Below are 18641 nucleotides of genomic sequence, written 5' to 3'. Positions count from 1 at the left end.
CAGAGGTTGATTCTGAATTTCATGATTTATCACAAGACCAATTGAGGTAAGTTTAAAATCACAAAAAGAGCGATCGCACTCTCTTTTTTTTCGTGAGATGTGCGATCGCCTGCTGTTTTTAGCATGAGATAGGCAATTATCCTTAAAGCCCAATTAAGTTTATAACTTTAAGTTACCTACCTGTTGTAGAATACATATCTTCGTGCATATTTAAAGTCTGGATCTATTGGGTTATCCTTTACAAGGTCTGCTAAAGGAGTTCCGGTATATTTCTTTAACCATGAAAATATTTTACCCAATTTATAAGAGCTTAATTCAGTTCGTTCAACTAATTTTTTTAACTTTGGGTCATTCGGATTTTCTTTCAATGTTTTTAACATCGAGTTTTCTGTATCCCTCAAGGTTTTATAGTATCCTTCGCGCTCGATACGCGTAACATCTGTCTTGAGGATTTGTTTCATTAGCCCTCGCGGCGTACACTCTCTATAGATTTCTGTAATTTCGTCTGCAGCACATACCATTGATGAGTGGCGAAATCCAGCTATATATAGCTCGGCAGAACCCTTATTTTGTAAGATAGAGTCTTTATTGGTTTCAATCCACTGCTCCCATCGGTAGTCTAAGCGAAACTGTTCTCTAACATCAAAACGGGCTGTGTAAACTGTTACTGTAAATACAGATTTACCTCCAAAAAGTTTGTCCTGAATTTGCTGAATAACCCGATCTACACTCCAATTTGCAGGTAGACCCATCATGTCATTGGTATCGTCCTTTTCTTCTTGTCTGCCTTGTACGGGATCGACAGCTATGATATGAATGTTTGATACACAAGCCCATAATTGAGTATAATTGTCGGACTCTGCTGCTGCTAATAACGTAGTTAAAAAACCAATTATTCCAACAGCAGCGCCTCGGCTGTGTCCGCCAATTGTCAGTTCAACTTTGTCTTGGTCTTTCATTACTTCCAAGACCTTGAATATAGTGAGAGAACCTATCAGATGCTCCTCTTCTTGATAGCCTTTTATCATAGCAGTCGTACTGAGTCTGGTTTTCCTCCAGGGATTTATGCTTTCAAAAAAACCGCTCTCATCGTTTAGTTCTAGTACATCATTTTTCATTTCATCGGTGCCAACTCCAGATATAAAAAATGATGTACTATAGCCATCAATAGTATCTCCAAATTCTTTTTTTTGCTCGCTTTCTTTTGTTCCTGTACCACAGAACCATACCAAGATCCTTTCCATTTTAACTTTTACCTCTACGATTAAAATTGTTGGTAATAGTAGAGAAGGGAAAATAATTGATTGCTTTCGCTTCTCTGCTATTAAAACGATTCTCAGGTTAGATCTTTGAATTTTTGCATTTAGGGATTGGATTACTCTATTGACTAGTGAAGTTCGTCCTGTCGCTGCAGCACTCGAACATCATAAGGAGCAAGTTCGATGAGTTGGTTTAACTGCGAGCGTGCTTCCCCGACATTACCCAAAGCTATCAGGGTATCGTAACGCTCGATCGCCGCTACAATATCGTCAGGATAGCGTGCCAAAATGCGATCGTAGGCTTGCAAAGCCATCTCAGCAAGGTTTCTCTCCATCTGCACTCGCCCCAGTGCCAGCCAGTGAGATGGGTTTTCCGGCTCCAAAGCAGCGGCTGACTCGAGGAACCTCACTGCCCCCTCCAGATCCTGATTACACACCGCAATCAATCCGCGAATATGCCCTTGCGTCGGTTTATCGCGAACATGGGATAATCCCTGCTCGTAAACCCTTGCCGCCTCTACAGGTTGTGCCATCAACTGCAAGATTTTCCCCAACCTCAAATACACCTCAACCACTTGAGGTTGTCGCTCAATAACCCGTCGATATTGCTCAATTGCCTGCTGCCAACTTCCCGTTTCATAGAGCAAATTAGCTAATTTTAATCGCTTTTTCCATCCTGATGGATATTTCTCAATATACTGACTTAACGTCTTCAGTTTCTGGTTAATTCGGATGGGCTTTTTCTCCAAAACTAAATAAACTGGAGTCTCCATTCCCGAAGGCTGAGAAATTACAGCGACAGATGAGACACTTTGACGAGGCATGTGGCAGTAAGATGATAACTAATGGGTGGATTAATAGATTTGACACTGTTGGCACTCGAAGCATCAGACAAACTACATTTATCGACCGAAGTCTGATGATTTACCCCATCTCTGGAAGAATGCAACACAGAATACTTTTGCCCAGATAAATAATGCTTTAAACGTTTCTTAAGACACTCCTTAGCCTCCTGAATCCGTTTGTACGCATTATCCTGAGAAATGCCCAAATCTTGAGCAATATCAGCACAGGAAACCTGGTGGTAGTAACGCAAAATAAAAAGCTGGCGCAGTCGCTCAGGAAGCATATTGATTGCCTGAACAATTGACCGGGATAGCTCTTCAGAGAGCAGGGTAGATTCTGGAGAAGTATAACTGATGAGAAGAGAGTCCAGAGAAATTGTTGCGATCTCATCAATATTCTCCACACCTATTGCTCTACGACGAGCTTGTCGATACTTATCTATACAAAGATTATGAGTTAAGCGAGTTAACCAAGCCTGGAGATTCGTGATTTTATGGGCGTAATCGGGCAATGTCTTTCTCGCTTTGAGCATCGCTAAACTGAGCGCATCTTCTGCTTCATGACGATCATTGTTTAGCCAACGCAGACAGTGAAAATAAAGATACTCTTGATGACTTTGCCAGAGCGGCCAAAAGGCATTCATATCGCCTTCAGAAAGATTCTGTAACAGCTTTTTTTCTTCTACACTATCCAGAACCTTATTTCCACTTCTAGACCCAGAAAATGTGTTGGGAATTAGTCTTTTTCTCTGCATTACTATAAACCAAGTTCGAGTTGAACTGCATGATTTTTTTTGCTTGACGATTGCGTTTTGAACTCTTTTCGTCGTCGCTTTGCTGCTGTAATACGCAATCTTTGGCGACGAGATAACCCCAATTTTTGTAAACAGCGGCACATAGCGGTAGGACTCACCCCATTTCCTGTAGTCTGTGTAAATAATTCGCATAGCTCGACCAAGGTAGCATCTTGATGTTTTGCAACTAGATCTTTGACTTGTTCTTGAGCCTCAGCATTGCTGAGATAACTGAATTGGGGTTTTCCTCTGGGTTTGGGATCTACATTTCCTTCTGTTTTTTGTTGCTTGACCAATTTTTGAACGAGACTTCTACTAACGGAAAATCTGGCAGCAACTTCTCTAATTGAGCTTTTTTCTACCAAGTGAGCTTTGACAATTTTTTCTCGTAGATCCACTGAATAAGCTTTCATTGGTGATAAATTTTAATTCGGTTTTGTTGTTGTATTATACTGGGCATTGTACATCACAACAATAAATGTGACAGTCTAGAATCAAACAAGACTGGACTTGATCTCCAGTCTTCTGCACTCAATTTTTACGGTTGAAAGAATCTGCCCCAACCACTTCCTTGGCCCTCAACTGTCCAGCGATGTTCCATTTCATACTTACTGTAGATAGCACCATGGCCATTGTTAACTGGGCCGGTATAATTATCATTTAGAGAACCATAAGGATCATTAACAATAAAATCACCATTTTCAGTGCATCCCCGTACCACAATCATATGTCCTCCACCCGCAGGATTTTTAGTTGTCCCTCTATGCAAAATACCCAGTACCATTGGACGGCTAGCTGCGAGTTCTCGATACACATCATCAAAATCTAGATTGGTATTCCAAGTGCTAGAGAGACCGAAACTGGACAAAGCTTGCTCTTGAACTGTGTGATCAGTGGTATCTCCATATTCAAAAACAACTTTGATATAGATATCATCTCCATTTTTCCCAGGTAAAGTTCCTGGCCGAAAATATTCTAAGCACATGGCACAGGAAGAAGAATTACAGGTCCGTTGAGCATCTCGATAGTTATCCGTTTGAGGGAACCAAGGAACATCCAGTGAGATTTTTTTAGAGCCGACTGAAGAATGGGTAGAGATGACTTTTAAATCCGAGAAAATCTTCTTAGCTTTTTGATAGTAGTTTTTTCGATCTTCTAAACCATTGTAGCCCCCATTAACAACCCGTGTAATTTCTTCAACTGTTGCGCCGCGATCGCACAATTCATTCATACGGTTATTGTGCCACCAAAAACCAGCACTGGTAAATGGATAAGTCTGAGCTACATAATCACAACCCTCCATAACTTTGGCATCGCCGATGGCATCAGAAAAAGCTTGATAGTTACTCCGTCCCGTTAATTGGATAACACCAGCACCTTTATATTTTGGCCCATCTCCTGGCTGAACATTCCCTAAATCACCCCTTCCTTCTAAATATGAGCCATCATCAAGTTCTTTTAACCATTGAAGACCACCCGACTCGTGGGCAACTTGGCTGAGAAAGTGATTAATCCGCTCTGGCGTATTAATTTGATAAAGCTTCAAGCAATCATTGAGATCTTGAAGTTCTTGGAGGTAGATAGAATTGCCAAAAAAACTGTCAGCTTCTTCTTTCCTGATCGGGACTTGATCGCCATTTGAAGTAGAATAAGAACTGGATACAGTAGCCTCTTTAATAGAATTGTCAACCCATCCTTCCCAATGCTTTGCAAAAACATAAAATGTTCCAGAATTAGCGGCTAAGGTGACTTTAAGATATCCATTGTCTGATGGTTCAAGGCATTCATATCCATAGGACTTGCCTGCCAGAACATCGATCATCTGTCCTGGGCCTAAGTGAGAAGAAGCTGCCGGATTTTTTTTGAGCTTTGTATTTACTTTTGCCGTGATTTTTTTCATTTTTGAGTCGTGCAAATAACTTAAGAGTTAAACGAATTCATACTATAAGTTGTGAAAAATAACTAGCAGTTTTATTCTTTTTGAATATTTATAGATCTAGAAGAATCAAGCTCTTCATCAGCATCTAAGGTCGTCAACGTTCCCGACAAAAATCCTAACAATGATCCGAGAACAACATTAAATGCTTGATTAGCTATATTGTTGACCTCTTTTATATTTTGCACTTCGGCCAGTATCATCTCCTCATATATCTGTAATTCTTCACTTGTCTCGATCTGATTCAATTGTTCAATATGTTCATTCCGAGAGGAAAAGTTATTGTTCTGAAAAAATGTTACAAATCCAGTGGAAGTCAACAAAAATGCATAAATAGATAGAATGATATACCAAATCGGTTGGCCAACTATATTTGGATCTATTGCTGCCTTTGTTTTGACTTCGTTGATTAGGTTATTAGAATATTCATCTTCATGTTCTGTATCGGTTGGTGGACGAGTAGATGGCTCGTTAGATTGGTTTTCCGAGATCACTTTTTTACCTCTTAGACATCAAAGTTGAAGATAAGAAAGAAACAATTGCACCCAAAAGGAGATTAAATGACTGGGAGCTTAGGGAATTTGAAAATTGAGAAGATTCAGCATCGCTTTTTAGTAATCTTTTTACCAGCTTTTGCTTTTCATTATTACCATAATCTTTAACTATTTTCTCGAAATTTTCAGGGCTAGTCGTGAAATCATTATTATAAAAGAAGGTTGTATATCCAATCAAGGTAAATAAAAGTAAATAGGTTGTGAGAACCATATACCAAGTTGTGCTCATTCGACTACTCTTGATCCATTTTTTTAGATTTTTCATAGAATTAATATTTTTCAATATTTGCTAATCCTGAGATGCCATGAATTATCCGTTTTTAAGGAAAAACCTTAAAAATCTACGTTTTTTGATTGATCACTCGGAAATTGCATTGCTATTTATAAAGACGATACTTTAGCCTAATTTGTGAAATCTTTTTTCTCCTCCTATGAGATACTCCATAAATTCTATTGCTCATTCTTACAAGACGATATTCTAGATATATTTGTGAAATTCAATATTTTTTTCTGTTATGAAGTACAACACTCAATCTACTAACAAAACTCAAATAATGTTCCGATACTATTTGCAAGTCTTGATATTTCGTTCTGATAAAAGGTATTATTTTTCTACATATTTCAGGATTTTATTGCACCTCATAACAACGAAATCTACAGTATTTTATTTATGATTTCCTGATAAACATTTTAAAAACTTATATGTTTCTATATCTCCCTTCTAAACCAATGAACGTTATAAAATATGTATAAATTATTGTAATACTTGTAACAATTATTTTTTGGTATGATTTTTTAAGGATCGACGAAATGGTGTTGATCAAGCACTGAATAATTAACTACTACATTCAAAAAAAAATTCTCCAATTCAGTGGGATCGCATCCATTGATTACATGAAGTTGCTTTTGGTATAAATCATGAAGACACCACAGGATTTAGCCGTTAACTGGGCTGAAAAATTTTCGCAATCAAATCACTCTGTAGATACAGAAATAGAGTTTTGGAATCAATGGCAGAAACATCAATCTTATCTGTATTTTTGTTGCCTCAAATGGATGAGGGGTAATGTTATGGATGCTGAAGATTTACTCTCCCAATCTATGCTTAAAGCTTGGGAAAAGACTGCAAATCATACTGGTAATTTCTATAACTTTAAGGCTTGGTTATACAAGCTGACATATCATTTATGTATTGATATCCAGCGCAAAAACAACCGGATACAAGGCAAGCTATCATACTGGTATAGTGGTGTAGAAACGAAGATGCTATACCCAATTCAACAAGATATTAAAATTCATCTTGAAAAAGATGAAGAAATGAAAGTTATCGAAGGTGCAATTGCAAAGTTGCCTCCTCGGATTCATCACACTTTTATCTTGCATTACTATGCTGAAATGTCTTATCAGGAGATTGCAGAGGAACAAAATATTTCCTATGCGAATGTCCGCAAACGTATTTCTCAGGCACGCTCGATCTTGAAGGCAGAATTGAGAGGTTATTTTCTCGATTGATCGATAGAAGATCCACCAGTTAGAAGAGGTCATTGCAAATGGAAAGCAGTGGAATGAAGCAAGCTCGACAACTTCGCTCATCCTAGTGATTGCTTCATTCTGATTGCAATGACCACTCCAATGAATAATACTATTTCTCTTTCATATTGCCATTCATTGATGATTCTTATCAGGTTTCATGTATCTTGTCAACCGTAGAGCTGCGGACTTTCGATTGAGGTTGATGGGTTTGTCATCCAAGTGGGGTATTTTAAACCCATTGGAACACCCTTAAATCAACGGATAAACCCCTTTTATGAGTACCGTATTTGTTTTTGAGGATAGCAGCGCCCAAAGAGCAGCGATCGCCCAATTACTGCGATCGGTTGGTTTTGAGATTTTAGAAGCTGGAGATGGACTTGATGCATTAAGCCAAATCCGCCAGCATTTGCCTGATGTGGTGGTTGCCGATATTATCTCTCCCCATCTCAATGGCTATCAACTCTGTTTAGCTCTGAAACGAGACCCCAAAACTCGCCATATTCCGGTTATTTTTTGCAGCGTCAAAAATGATGAACTCGATCGAGTGCGAGCACTCACTATTGCCGATGGTTATATTGCCAAACCGTTCCAACCTCCGGAACTGGTAGAAACCTTGATTAGCAAACTCCTAAAACAAGGAAAATCCTGTTTTCATCCTACCCCAGCCGATGATTGGACTGAAGCGGGGTTAATGTGGTTGCAGGATTTTGAGAATCAAGAATGGGCAGTGCAAGCCTTTGAAAAGGCCTTAGCCCTCGAACCGAACCATGATCTAGCGGGAAAACTCAAGGCTGTAGCCTTGGGAGAAGTCGAAAAATCCCGCCATTGTGACGCTTGTCGCTACTACTATGGCGGGAGTCCCGGTGGCAATTTATTGGTTTGTGCGATTCACCCTCATGGTCCTAAATCGGACTGTTGTCGAGATTGGGAATCTAAGTACCACTGTTCGAGTAATGTCGCTTAGGCAGAACCGGAGATGTTTTCCATAATGCCTAACAGAGGAGGCGCTTTAGCCGCAGGAACATTGGGAATATAGAAGTTTCCAGAGTACAAGCGCGAGCGCTCTTGAGCAACCACGGTGAGAACTTCGCGGGTTTCTTCGGCGATCGCCGTGGTTTTAATGTCGTAGGTTTGGGTGGCGATTTTAGGATAGAGACCGATACCGATGATGGGGAGTAGGAGGCAGAAGGCGATCGCCACTTCGCGAGGTTTCGCATCCATCCAGTCATCAACGACAACCCCTGTTTCTTCACCGTAGAAGATATCGCGCATCATGGAGAGCAGATAGATAGGAGTCAGAATTAAACCCACAGCAGCTAAACCAATGACAACCACTTTGAAGCCAGAGGAATAAACATCACTGGTGGTGACACCCAGGAAGACACTCAGTTCTCCCACAAATCCACTCATTCCTGGAAGAGCCAAGGAAGCCATGGATGCAGCAGTGAATAGGGCGAACAGTTTGGGCATCGTTTGAGCCAGTCCGCTCATTTTTGCCAAAGCTAATGTATGAGTGCGTTCGTAGGTTACTCCAGCCAGGAAGAATAGAGCGGCTGCAATTAGCCCGTGGGAGAGCATTTGTAGCATGGCTCCGTTTAAGCCCAGTTCGTCGAAGGAGGCAATACCGATGAGAACAAAGCCCATGTGAGAGATAGAAGAACAAGCTAGGCGGCGCTTGAGGTCGCCTTGAGCAAAGGCATTAAATGCACCGTAAACAATGTTAACAATTCCCAGGATAACCAGGACGGGAGCAAAGTAAGCGTGGGCATGGGGTAGAGCTTCCAAGTTTAGACGGATGATGCCGTAACCTCCCATTTTCAGCAGCACTCCAGCCAGAATCATGGAGACAGGAGCGGAGGCTTGGGAGTGGGCATCAGGAAGCCAAGTGTGTAGAGGGAAGATAGGTAGTTTAACGCCGAAACCGATGATGAAGGCAGCGTAGGCGAGTAGCTCGAAGGCTCTGGGATAGTGTTTGTTCGCTAAAGCGGTCATATCAAAGGTCACGGTGTCGCCGTAGAAGGCCATTGCTAAGGCCGCAACCAGGATGAAAATGGAGGCTAAAGCAGTATAGAGAATAAATTTAGTGGCAGCGTAGAGGCGCTTTTGTCCACCCCAGATGGAGATCAGAAGGTAGACGGGGACGAGTTCTAGCTCCCAGGTCAGGAAGAATAAAAGTAGATCTTGAGCTGCAAATACCGCAATTTGGGCACTGTACATGATCAGCAGTAGGCTGAAGAACAGTCTGGGGCGGTGGTTGACGTTCCAGGATGCGGCGATCGCCACGGTAGTGACTAGGGCACTCAGAGCGATCAGGGGCATGGACAAGCCATCTACAGCTAAAGACCAGTTGAGGCCGAGCTGGGGTATCCAGGGATAGGTTTCGGTCAGTTGAATGGTGGATTGTTGAAAGTTATAGTGGGAGCCGAACGCGTAGAGCGTCATTACGAGGTCTACTAAACCTACGCCTAGGGCATACCAACGAACGAGCTTGATCTGGCGATCGCCAATTAGGGGAATGGCTAGAGCCGCCACAAGGGGAAAAATTATGATTGCACTTAACCAAGGAAATGAATTGCCAAACATGATTGAGAATAAATACTCATTACCTGCTCTTTCATTGTATGTACTTTAGTTAATATTTGTAAACAATGAATTGCCTTATATTTATCGGACATATCCATAGATAATAGTCTATGGATTGTGGCTCACCCCTGGAACCTGAACCGAGTTAGGCAAAAGACACTAGGCACAAGATAATAGGCAATAAGGATAACAATTTACAGTTACTGCATTGCAATTCATTTTCTGCTCACTTATGGAAGAGATCTACTGGATTTCATAACAGCACGAATGTTGTATAGCCCGAAATGATTACAGTGAAGGGAGAGTTAATGTTAGTCGTATTACAGGCTATATCCGGTTTTTCCCTATGAGCTATTGCCTATTGTCTTTTACATCCCCTTAGCCCAAAGCGCTATATAATTTAATTAAGGATTACGGTTAAACATAGTCAAAAAAGCGACCCCTAGTAGGAATCCGTCTATTTTTTTTAAGGAAGATCCATTTAATAAAACCAGCTTAATTCGTTTAAATCAACTGAACAGGAGAAAATATGCAACTATCTCTCATCACTCCAACTTTTGAACAGCAAACCCTAAATATTATCTTGGCTTCAACTCGGTTTGCAAAAACTTGTGTCAGTCAATTCATTGATCGCCAAGAAGGACATACCCAGATTTGCCGTAATACCCAAGAGTTATTACACAGTGTGCGGCAGCAAGCGCCCGATCTGCTGATTTTAGATATTCTTTTCATCCCCCATCAAACTCAGCGTTTTTGCTGGCGATTGCAAGACCTTTATCCACAACTAAGGATTATAGTATTGGGGAAAACAGAAGCGGAGCTTTCTAGTTGCAATTGGGTATATGAATACCCGAATGTTTCCAAAGCGTGTTTTTCTACTCATTCATGTCAAGTAAGCCAGTCTCCAATGACTCCTGATTCTCAGCCTACACCCTCTGAGTCCCATGATTTGTCTAAACAAGACCTATACTTAGCGTCAGTAGTCGGTGCAGCAGTGTTTGACTTGAGTGGTTTACCCCGTGAATATTTAGTGACGGATGAAGTGGATAACGTCAGTTGGGTACAAACGGTGTTTCAGGCTTTGGGACTGCGATCGCTATTGATGTCCTCTTTGCAACTCGATGGATTTCACTACGCTAGCACCTGTTCTGAAAAATATCGGGCAATTGTGGTTAAACAGAAAGATCAATATATTGCTCTGTTGCTCAAACCTGAGAATTTCTATCAGATTACCGAAGAGCTGATCAACTGGGCTAGAACCTTTAATTCCGATGAACTCAAGCTTTATCCCCAATTCCGACTAGCTTAGTCCCCGTTAAACATTGAAGCTAAATGGAGTTAATTCAGTCCACTGATACAGAGATGAATTGGGGTTAAGTTCAGTCACAATAAAGCTCCACAGGAACTTAACCCTATGTTTACGTCGATAAAGAATTTTATCTCAACCATCGCAACTTCCATGCCGATTACCAGCAGGTAGTGCTAGAATTTTAAGCCTCTCCTCGATCGTCTTTAGCGGAAGATTCAGGAGAAGAATTATACAGGGCATCTAACTTTTCGCGAGCATCTTCTACCGTAATCGATCGCATCACTAATAAGGGTTCTTTGATTAAGGTTCCCGTGTCATCTAAAAACTCAGGATGGGGAACCTGAGTGGACGAGATGCGATTGGGTTCTACCGGAATATCCGTTAACTTTGGGGGATAGGTGCGAGTGCTTTCAGAACCGAGTACCATCAAGTTGCGGATTAAATTACCAACAGCGATAAAGGCTAAGGTAGTGAACGCAAAGACATAAACCAGATGTAGCATTATTACAGATCTCCAAATTGAGTTTTAATCAAAAGGGGTATTAAATCCAGGTGCAAGGGGCCGACCCGTATCACCATCAATCCAGTATTGATCGATCATCTCTATCATAAGCTTAACGTAAGTTACGTTTCTTTACATTTAGAAATTTAAGCTTAACTTAAGATTGTTTCACTCCACGGTGAGACTCTTGACCCTCAAGAAGGGCCATTTTCTCGTAAAATGGAGGCCGATTCCCAAAAGAATCGCGAAAGCGAATGGCTTCCATCAACGCCTGACTCTAGATATTATCCAATGGCTCTGACATTGAGCATTAACCCTACATAATTGATATAGATTAGTAGACCCATGCCTCCAGAAGACTCCAAACTAGCCCAACCTATGGAACAAGAAGCGCCTCAAATCCATCTACCTCGCACCAGTGAATCGGAAACTTTAAAGAAAATCCGCCATACGACCTCCCACATCATGGCAATGGCGGTACAGAAACTTTTTCCCAAAGCCCAAGTTACGATTGGGCCTTGGATCGAAAATGGATTTTATTACGACTTTGATTGTCCAGAACCCTTTACGGAAAAAGACCTGAAGGCGATTAAAAAAGAGATGATCAAGATCATCAACCGCAAACTCCCTGTACTTCGGGAAGAGGTGAGTCGCGAAGAAGCAAAGGCGCGAATCGAACAACTGCAAGAACCCTACAAACTGGAAATCCTTGACGATATCCAAACGGAACCGATTACGATCTATCATTTAGCCGATCAATGGTGGGATTTATGCGCTGGGCCCCATGTAGAGAATACAGGAGACATTAACCCGAAGGCGATCGCCCTGGAAAGTGTTGCAGGAGCCTATTGGCGCGGCGATGCCAACAAAGCCCAGCTTCAGCGTATTTATGGTACGGCTTGGGAAAACCCAGAACAACTGGCCGAATATCAACGACGTAAAGCAGAAGCCCTCAGACGAGACCACCGAAAACTGGGTAAAGAACTGGGATTATTTATTTTTTCCGATCAAGTTGGCCCGGGTTTACCCCTGTGGACACCGAAAGGTGCAACCGTTCGCAGCTTACTCGAAGACTTCCTCAAACAAGAACAACTCAAACGGGGCTATCAACAAGTGGTTACCCCCCACATTGGGCGAGTAGACCTGTTTAAAACCTCCGGTCATTGGCAAAAATACAAAGATGACTTGTTCCCGATGATGGGAGAATCGGAAGCAGAAGGCTTTGTGCTCAAAGCCATGAACTGCCCCTTCCATATCCAAATCTATAAAAGTCAGCTCCACTCTTACCGAGAACTACCGATTCGATTAGCTGAATTTGGCACGGTTTATCGCTATGAACAATCGGGAGAACTGGGCGGACTGACCAGGGTGCGCGGATTTACTCAAGATGACTCGCACTTATTTGTGACTCCGGAGCAGTTGGATCGGGAATTCTTAAATGTGGTAGATTTAACTCTAACTGTGTTTAAGACCTTGCGGTTAAGCAATTTCAGAGCTAGGTTAAGTTTTCGCGATCCCAGTTTAGATAAATATATTGGTTCAGACGAAGCTTGGGAAAAATCCCAAAATGCTATCCGTCGTGCAGTAGAAACCTTGGGGATGGAGCATTTTGAAGGCATTGGGGAAGCGGCCTTTTATGGGCCAAAACTCGATTTTATTTTCCGAGATGCCCTAGACCGGGAATGGCAGTTGGGAACGGTGCAAGTGGATTATAATTTACCAGAACGCTTCGATCTGACCTATGTTTCGGAGGAAGGGGTTCGCGAACGTCCGGTGATGATTCACCGCGCTCCCTTTGGCTCTTTGGAGCGCTTAGTGGGAATTTTAATTGAGGAATATGCAGGCGATTTTCCCCTCTGGTTAGCTCCGGTGCAGATTCGGTTGTTACCGGTGAGCGAAACTCAAGTCCCCTTTGCCCAAAAGGTTGCCGAGCAAATGCTCAGTTACAATATCCGGGTGGAAGTGGATCGCAGTGGAGAGCGGTTGGGTAAACAAATTCGCAATGCAGAGAAAGAAAAGGTTCCCATTATGAGTGTTGTTGGTGCGAAGGAAATGGAAGCTGAGAGCCTCAATATTCGCACTCGCGCCAAGGGAGAATTGGGTGAAATGTCCGTAAAAGAAGTGATTCAGAGGATGGTGGAGGCGATCGCCTCTAAAGACGATTTTTAAAAACCCTGTCCCCTGTTTCTGTTTATAGACTGAAATCCTCAAGGGCGCTGAATCAGGGGTATCCAGTCCCTTGCCTGGCGAAGATTGATGGGTGACAACCTTAGCAAGAAAGGGTATAGCAGAGAAGGCGTTAGTTAGAATAGTAGGTTATGGTTTGAGGCAATAGGCAAGAGGCACGAATGGCAATAGAACACGTCCTAACTCTCCTTTTCTCTGCTATATTCCCTATTCCCTAGCGCTTTGCGCTATAGGTTAATCCCTGGCGTATCTTGATTTTAAGCCTCCCATGTCTATGAAACCGACTGCAACGTGGCAACTTGCTCCTAAATTTCAGCTTCCCAACTGGTTTGTGCAGGAAATTGCCCAGTTCACCCCCCAACTTTCCCGATGTCATCACTTGGCACAAATTTTGTGGCAACGGGGAATTCAAAACCGTGAGACTTTAGCTCATTTCCTCTCTGCTGGGCAGTATATCCCGACTAGCCCGTTTGAATTTGGCGAAGAAATGCAACAAGCCGTTGCGCGGTTAGAACAAGCAAGAATTCAGGGAGAAAACGTTACTATTTGGGGAGATTTTGATGCAGATGGAGTGACTTCTACTGCTGTTTTACTCGACGGCTTGGGGCAATTTTTCGCGGCGGCAAACTTAGACTATTATATTCCGAATCGCTTAACTGAATCCCATGGCTTAAATGCTCCTGGAATCGAACGCTTGGCAGAGCAAGGAACCCAACTGATTGTCACTTGCGATACGGGAAGTACGAATTTAGTGGAAGTGGAATTAGCGCAACGTTTAGGCATTGATGTGATGATCACCGATCATCATACTTTACCAGTGCTGCGTCCTCCTGTTACTGCCATTATTAACCCCCGCTATCTGGCTGACGATCATCCCCTGTTCCATTTATCTGGGGTAGCGGTGGCTTATAAATTGGTGGAAGCTCTATATCAACAGTTTCCTGATATTCCGCAATCTCCCTTAGATGAGCTGCTTGATTTAGTGGCGATCGGATTAATCGCTGATTTAGTCCAGCTTAAAGGAGATTGTCGCTATTTAGCCCAACGGGGAATTGAGTGCTTACAGCGCGATTATCTGCGTCCTCCTGAAGCCCGTCGTCGTCCTGGAATTGGGCGTTTATTGGACTTGTGCAAAAAAACGGGCGATCGCCCCACGGATATTTCTTTTGGTATTGGGCCTAGAATTAACGCCGTCAGTCGCATTTATGGTGATGCCAGTTTTTGCGTTGAATTGCTGACCAATCGAGACTTAAAAACCTGCCATCAGTTAGCCGAATCTGCTGAACTGGCGAATACTCGACGCAAAGAAATTCAGCAGAGTGTTGTTCAAGATGCCATCTTTGAAGTCTCGAAATTAGATCTATCGACAACTCAAGCCATTGTCCTACACAAACCTGAATGGCCGGCTGGTGTACTCGGTTTAGTCGCCTCTCAAATTGCCCAAGAATACCATAAACCGACGATTTTATTAAGTAGTGAAGCTGGGTCTAAATTTGCCCAAGGATCGGCTCGTTCTGTCGCCCAGATTGACCTGTATCAATTAGTCAATAGTCAATCCCATTTGCTGCATCGATTTGGCGGTCATCCCTTCGCCGCCGGTTTAAGCTTACCCCTAGAAAATTTACCTCTATTTACGGAAGGCATTAATCAAGAACTCAATCGTACCTTAGCATCTGGCGATCGCTCCCCCATTCTCGATATTAACCTCGAATTAACGGTTGCCGATCTAGGCAAGGAACTCTTTCAAGAACTCAAATTTCTAGAACCCTGTGGCATGGGCAATCCCGTACCGCGCATTTTGCTTAAGAATTGTCGGTTTACCAATACGTTTAATGCCAATATTAAAGACAATAAAGGCAATAAGATTAAATATATTAAAACCCAGTTTATTTTAACTGACTCCAGCAGCAATCAGGGAATTCCGGGATTGTGGTGGGGACATTATCAAGAAGATATTCCTCCTGGTGAATCTCATGTGGTGGTTGAGTTGGATTTTAATGACTATCAGAAATATCATGTGCGCATCATTGATTTAGTTCCCGCCAAACAAGAGCCATTATCCACAGCTAACCCTGAATCAACACCGATTCTAGATTGGCGTACCCAGAAACTTGATGAACCGGAAAAGATTACTGAGTCTGATCCTTGGGTAATTACTGAAAATCCAGTCAGTTGGCAAGAAATTGAGGGATGGTTAGAGCAAGCCAATCAACAGCAAAAACCGGTCGCGATCGCCTATGACTCTTTTACGCCCCATAACCCCCTTGAAGTCTGGAAAAAGTTAGTCGGTATTGCCAAATATTTAAGTCGGACTCAAGAGTCCATATCTCTCAATTTTCTGCAAGATCGGCTTCAAGTAACGGAAAGAGCTTTGCAGTTGGGATTAAATGCTTTATCTCAGATTGGGTTTAGTATTACTCGACAAGAACAATGCTTAAATATGAGCTACAATTCTAGAACTAAGTTCTCTGATGTTAGCCTCATCTATACCTTTCTCTCTGCTGTGCAAGAAGAACAGTTTCGCCGCCAATATTTTGCCCAAATCTCCCTCGAAACCCTGCAACAGGGAACCTCAAGTGCTTTGCGCTAGATAATAGGAAAGCTTAAGGGGTGACAAGGAAGCTTCATGATTGACTAGGTCATTGGCTTTGGAATAGACTGCTCCTTGTATTTTCCTATCATGCAAAAGACCTCAAATGGCTTCTAGCAGTGAAAGGAGGGATTAGGACATTTTGTGTTGCTATTCGTGCCTATTGCCTTAAACACTAGCCTAACTGTCCTAACCCACTGATTCACTGCTACATAACCGCTCAATTGGCTCGAGTCAGGGTCTAAACAGTCTATGCAAGGAGATCAACACCAGAGATATTATTGCCATTCAACTCATTGAAGAACGGTTCAAATGTACCGGAGGTTTGAATTCCAAGGCTATTCGGATTAAAGCCAAATATATCCTCATTCGTACCTGATGCACCCGATACATGGAAGTTCCCTTTGGTAGACAGAAGCAATTGCTCTTGCTTAATGGCGATCGCATCCAGGTCTTCATCATGGCTATTAAGCCCTACATCACTGCCATCAAATTCAACCGACCAAGTTCCACGGGTGTGCCAACCTAAGCTATGAGGATTGAAACGCAGGATATCTTCATCGTTACGGTCAATTCCTGATACATGAACATTTCCCTTGGTGGAAATGAGAAGATCCCCTGTAACTGGGTCAACACTCAAACCATCAATATCTTCGCCATGTTCAGTTAAGCCAACATCTGAACCATCGAAGTATAACGAGAAAGAACCGCTGGTGTGGTTTCCAAGGGATGAAGCTGTGAATTTAACGAGGTCCGAATCGTCTACATAGATGCCATCGATATATTGAGCAGACTCGAAGGATAGTAGAATTTCATTATCGCTGATCGCCTCAAAAGCATCAATCGTAGAATACCAAAGTCCCACATCCGAACCATCAAAGAATTTACTGAAGCTCTGGTCACCTGGGTTATATTCAATAATGTCCGCTGAATCAACACTAATTCCATCTAGGGTGTCGTGATGCTTGAGACTGAACAGCAAGGAATGTTGACTCGGTTCAGGCTCAGGTTGAGGTTCAGGTTCAGTACTAGCCGGATTGGTGTAACTACTCTGGTCTTGATCGCTAACAGAACCCGCAGTTACCGTCCCGATATTGACATAATTACCAACCGTTGTGTCACCAGGTACAGAAATATCCAGTTTTTCCAACTTGAAGGAATCGTCACTTTGATCGTTATGGGCAGCAATCACCAAGGTGTTACCCGTTAACTGATTAGCATTAATGTCAGCCCAGCGATGAGAGGAACCACCATAGTTATTTTCCTTGGTGAAGCTGTTCAAGATACTGCTATTCAAAAGCGAGATATCTCCATCTCCTTGATCAGAGATATTGCTAATGGTACCTTCTTGGTCATCAGTTACCTCAATCTCAGCTTTATCAAAAGAGACATCACCCGTATTCGTCACTTCATAAGTCCAAGTTACCGTCTCACCAGCAGCAATTTCAACCGATTCGGCTAGAGTGTCAGCATCAACTCCATTGGTAGACTTCTCAATCTTGATACCCGGATTTTGAGGTTCAGGCTCACCATTAACATAGTGGCTCGGATCGGAATCTTCCACACCATCAGCAACAACAGTACCAATATTCTGGTAAATGCCACTCTCCCCTACGGTCTGCACATCAAGCTTGTCGAGCTTAAAGCGATCTTCCGGAGTTGGGTCAGAGGTGGCAGCAGCAATAACCAGAACATTGCCACTTACCTCACCAGCATTAATATCTGCCCACCGTGAACTTGAACTATTGGTGTAATTATCTTCTGTAAATGCCAGATTGCTCAAGAAGTTATCACTGAGGACATTGTGATTATTGAACGCATTATCCTGAGTTCCCACCCAATAAGTGATATCACTATCGTTGATTACAGAATTCATGAAAGCGCGATCGACCACAACCTCTTCCGAGAACTCAAATAGGATGTAGTTCTTTTCACTTACATTGTCAACCCGATGCGTTCCATTGCCTCCATTACCTTCTGAGTTATCCGTGACTCCCAGACCACTAGAGAAACTACCCAAAAAGACTTCATCCCAATTGCCATTCTGATCGCGGCTGAATGCACTAGCGTTAACAGAGAGAGCACCAGAATTAAACGTGCGAACATTACCATTTGGGCCATCTAAGCCACTAGAGCCACCGAAATCAAAGGTATAAGCAGCTCCTCCTGACCCAGTTAGTTGTTGAGCAACTCCCGTCTGTTCGTAAATCCAGGTCTCACCAGGAGCCAAGATATTATCTCCATCTCCTTGGTCAACAATATTGGTAATTGCGCCTTCTTGGTCATCAGTGACAACAACTTCACTCTCATCGAAGGACACATCACCCGTATTCGTCACTTCATAAGTCCAAGTCACCGCCTCACCAGCAGTAATTTCTACCGCCTCCTCTGGAGTATCAGCATCTACGCCGTTGGTTGACTTCTCAATCTCGATACCCGGATTTTGAGGTTGTTGCACAATTCCTGCATCTAGTGCCTTGACACAGCTAAAATGAGGCAATAGAATCGAACTCGTCATCCATCTCAAAAACAGGATACAGATGCTTGAG

15 protein-coding genes are annotated in these 18641 nt (G+C 42.6%); 5 read left to right on the top strand and 10 right to left on the bottom strand.

Annotated elements, in window-relative coordinates:
- Positions 1 to 176: 176 nt before the first annotated feature.
- From J7529_RS14425 to J7529_RS14395, 7 genes are all read right to left on the bottom strand, one after another.
- Positions 177 to 1244: a hypothetical protein gene (locus tag J7529_RS14425; RefSeq protein ID WP_318729544.1), complete on the bottom strand. Its 1068-nt coding sequence runs from the start codon at positions 1242 to 1244 to the stop codon at positions 177 to 179.
- Between the two features lie 143 nt (positions 1245 to 1387).
- Positions 1388 to 2083, bottom strand: a complete 696-nt coding sequence (locus tag J7529_RS14420; RefSeq protein ID WP_318729542.1) for a tetratricopeptide repeat protein — start codon at positions 2081 to 2083, stop codon at positions 1388 to 1390.
- Positions 2050 to 2859, bottom strand: a complete 810-nt coding sequence (locus tag J7529_RS14415) for an RNA polymerase sigma factor (RefSeq protein WP_318729541.1) — start codon at positions 2857 to 2859, stop codon at positions 2050 to 2052. Before J7529_RS14415 ends, J7529_RS14420 begins: the two co-directional genes overlap by 34 nt.
- A 2-nt stretch (positions 2860 to 2861) precedes the next feature.
- Positions 2862 to 3311, bottom strand: coding sequence for a helix-turn-helix domain-containing protein (locus tag J7529_RS14410; protein WP_318729540.1), 450 nt, complete (start codon positions 3309 to 3311; stop codon positions 2862 to 2864).
- A 125-nt stretch (positions 3312 to 3436) separates the two neighbouring features.
- Positions 3437 to 4798 (bottom strand): C39 family peptidase, encoded by a 1362-nt coding sequence (locus J7529_RS14405; RefSeq protein WP_318729539.1) that lies wholly within the window; start codon positions 4796 to 4798, stop codon positions 3437 to 3439.
- A 71-nt stretch (positions 4799 to 4869) separates the two neighbouring features.
- A complete protein-coding gene (locus tag J7529_RS14400) occupies positions 4870 to 5328 on the bottom strand; it encodes a hypothetical protein (RefSeq protein WP_271943450.1) in 459 nt (152 codons plus the stop codon).
- Between the two features lie 4 nt (positions 5329 to 5332).
- Entirely contained in the window at positions 5333 to 5617 is a 285-nt protein-coding gene (locus J7529_RS14395; protein WP_318729538.1) for a hypothetical protein, read from the bottom strand.
- Positions 5618 to 6306: 689 nt separating this feature from the next.
- On the opposite strand from J7529_RS14395, the gene J7529_RS14390 reads away from it, so the two are divergent.
- On the top strand, positions 6307 to 6900 hold the full coding sequence (locus J7529_RS14390) for an RNA polymerase sigma factor (RefSeq protein WP_271943455.1): 594 nt from the start codon (positions 6307 to 6309) through the stop codon (positions 6898 to 6900).
- Between the two features lie 295 nt (positions 6901 to 7195).
- On the top strand, positions 7196 to 7885 hold the full coding sequence (locus tag J7529_RS14385) for a response regulator (protein ID WP_318729537.1): 690 nt from the start codon (positions 7196 to 7198) through the stop codon (positions 7883 to 7885).
- Here the strand turns inward: J7529_RS14385 and J7529_RS14380 are convergent.
- Complete coding sequence (locus tag J7529_RS14380) at positions 7882 to 9504, bottom strand: NAD(P)H-quinone oxidoreductase subunit 4 (RefSeq protein WP_318729536.1); 1623 nt, start codon at positions 9502 to 9504, stop codon at positions 7882 to 7884. The genes J7529_RS14385 and J7529_RS14380 overlap by 4 nt on opposite strands.
- A gap of 529 nt (positions 9505 to 10033) precedes the next feature.
- Between J7529_RS14380 and J7529_RS14375 the strand changes: the two genes are divergently transcribed.
- Positions 10034 to 10813, top strand: a complete 780-nt coding sequence (locus J7529_RS14375; protein WP_318729535.1) for a hypothetical protein — start codon at positions 10034 to 10036, stop codon at positions 10811 to 10813.
- A 181-nt stretch (positions 10814 to 10994) separates the two neighbouring features.
- On the opposite strand, the gene J7529_RS14370 is transcribed toward J7529_RS14375, so the two are convergent.
- Entirely contained in the window at positions 10995 to 11315 is a 321-nt protein-coding gene (locus tag J7529_RS14370; protein WP_318729534.1) for a DUF2973 domain-containing protein, read from the bottom strand.
- 345 nt (positions 11316 to 11660) lie between these two features.
- On the opposite strand from J7529_RS14370, the gene thrS reads away from it, so the two are divergent.
- Together thrS and recJ are read left to right on the top strand one after the other, a co-directional pair.
- Positions 11661 to 13484, top strand: coding sequence for a threonine--tRNA ligase (thrS, locus tag J7529_RS14365; protein WP_318729533.1), 1824 nt, complete (start codon positions 11661 to 11663; stop codon positions 13482 to 13484).
- A gap of 292 nt (positions 13485 to 13776) precedes the next feature.
- Positions 13777 to 16092: a single-stranded-DNA-specific exonuclease RecJ gene (gene recJ / locus J7529_RS14360; protein WP_318729532.1), complete on the top strand. Its 2316-nt coding sequence runs from the start codon at positions 13777 to 13779 to the stop codon at positions 16090 to 16092.
- A 250-nt stretch (positions 16093 to 16342) separates the two neighbouring features.
- Here the strand turns inward: recJ and J7529_RS14355 are convergent, their stop codons facing one another.
- Positions 16343 to 18610, bottom strand: a complete 2268-nt coding sequence (locus tag J7529_RS14355; protein ID WP_318729531.1) for a hypothetical protein — start codon at positions 18608 to 18610, stop codon at positions 16343 to 16345.
- Positions 18611 to 18641: the final 31 nt, after the last annotated feature.

The sequence above is a fragment of the Roseofilum sp. Guam genome (assembly GCF_017746735.1).
In the GTDB taxonomy this organism is placed as follows: Bacteria; Cyanobacteriota; Cyanobacteriia; order Cyanobacteriales; family Desertifilaceae; genus Roseofilum; species Roseofilum reptotaenium.
The sequence above is the reverse complement of the archived record's forward strand: the minus strand, read 5'-3'. Positions and strand labels throughout refer to the sequence as shown.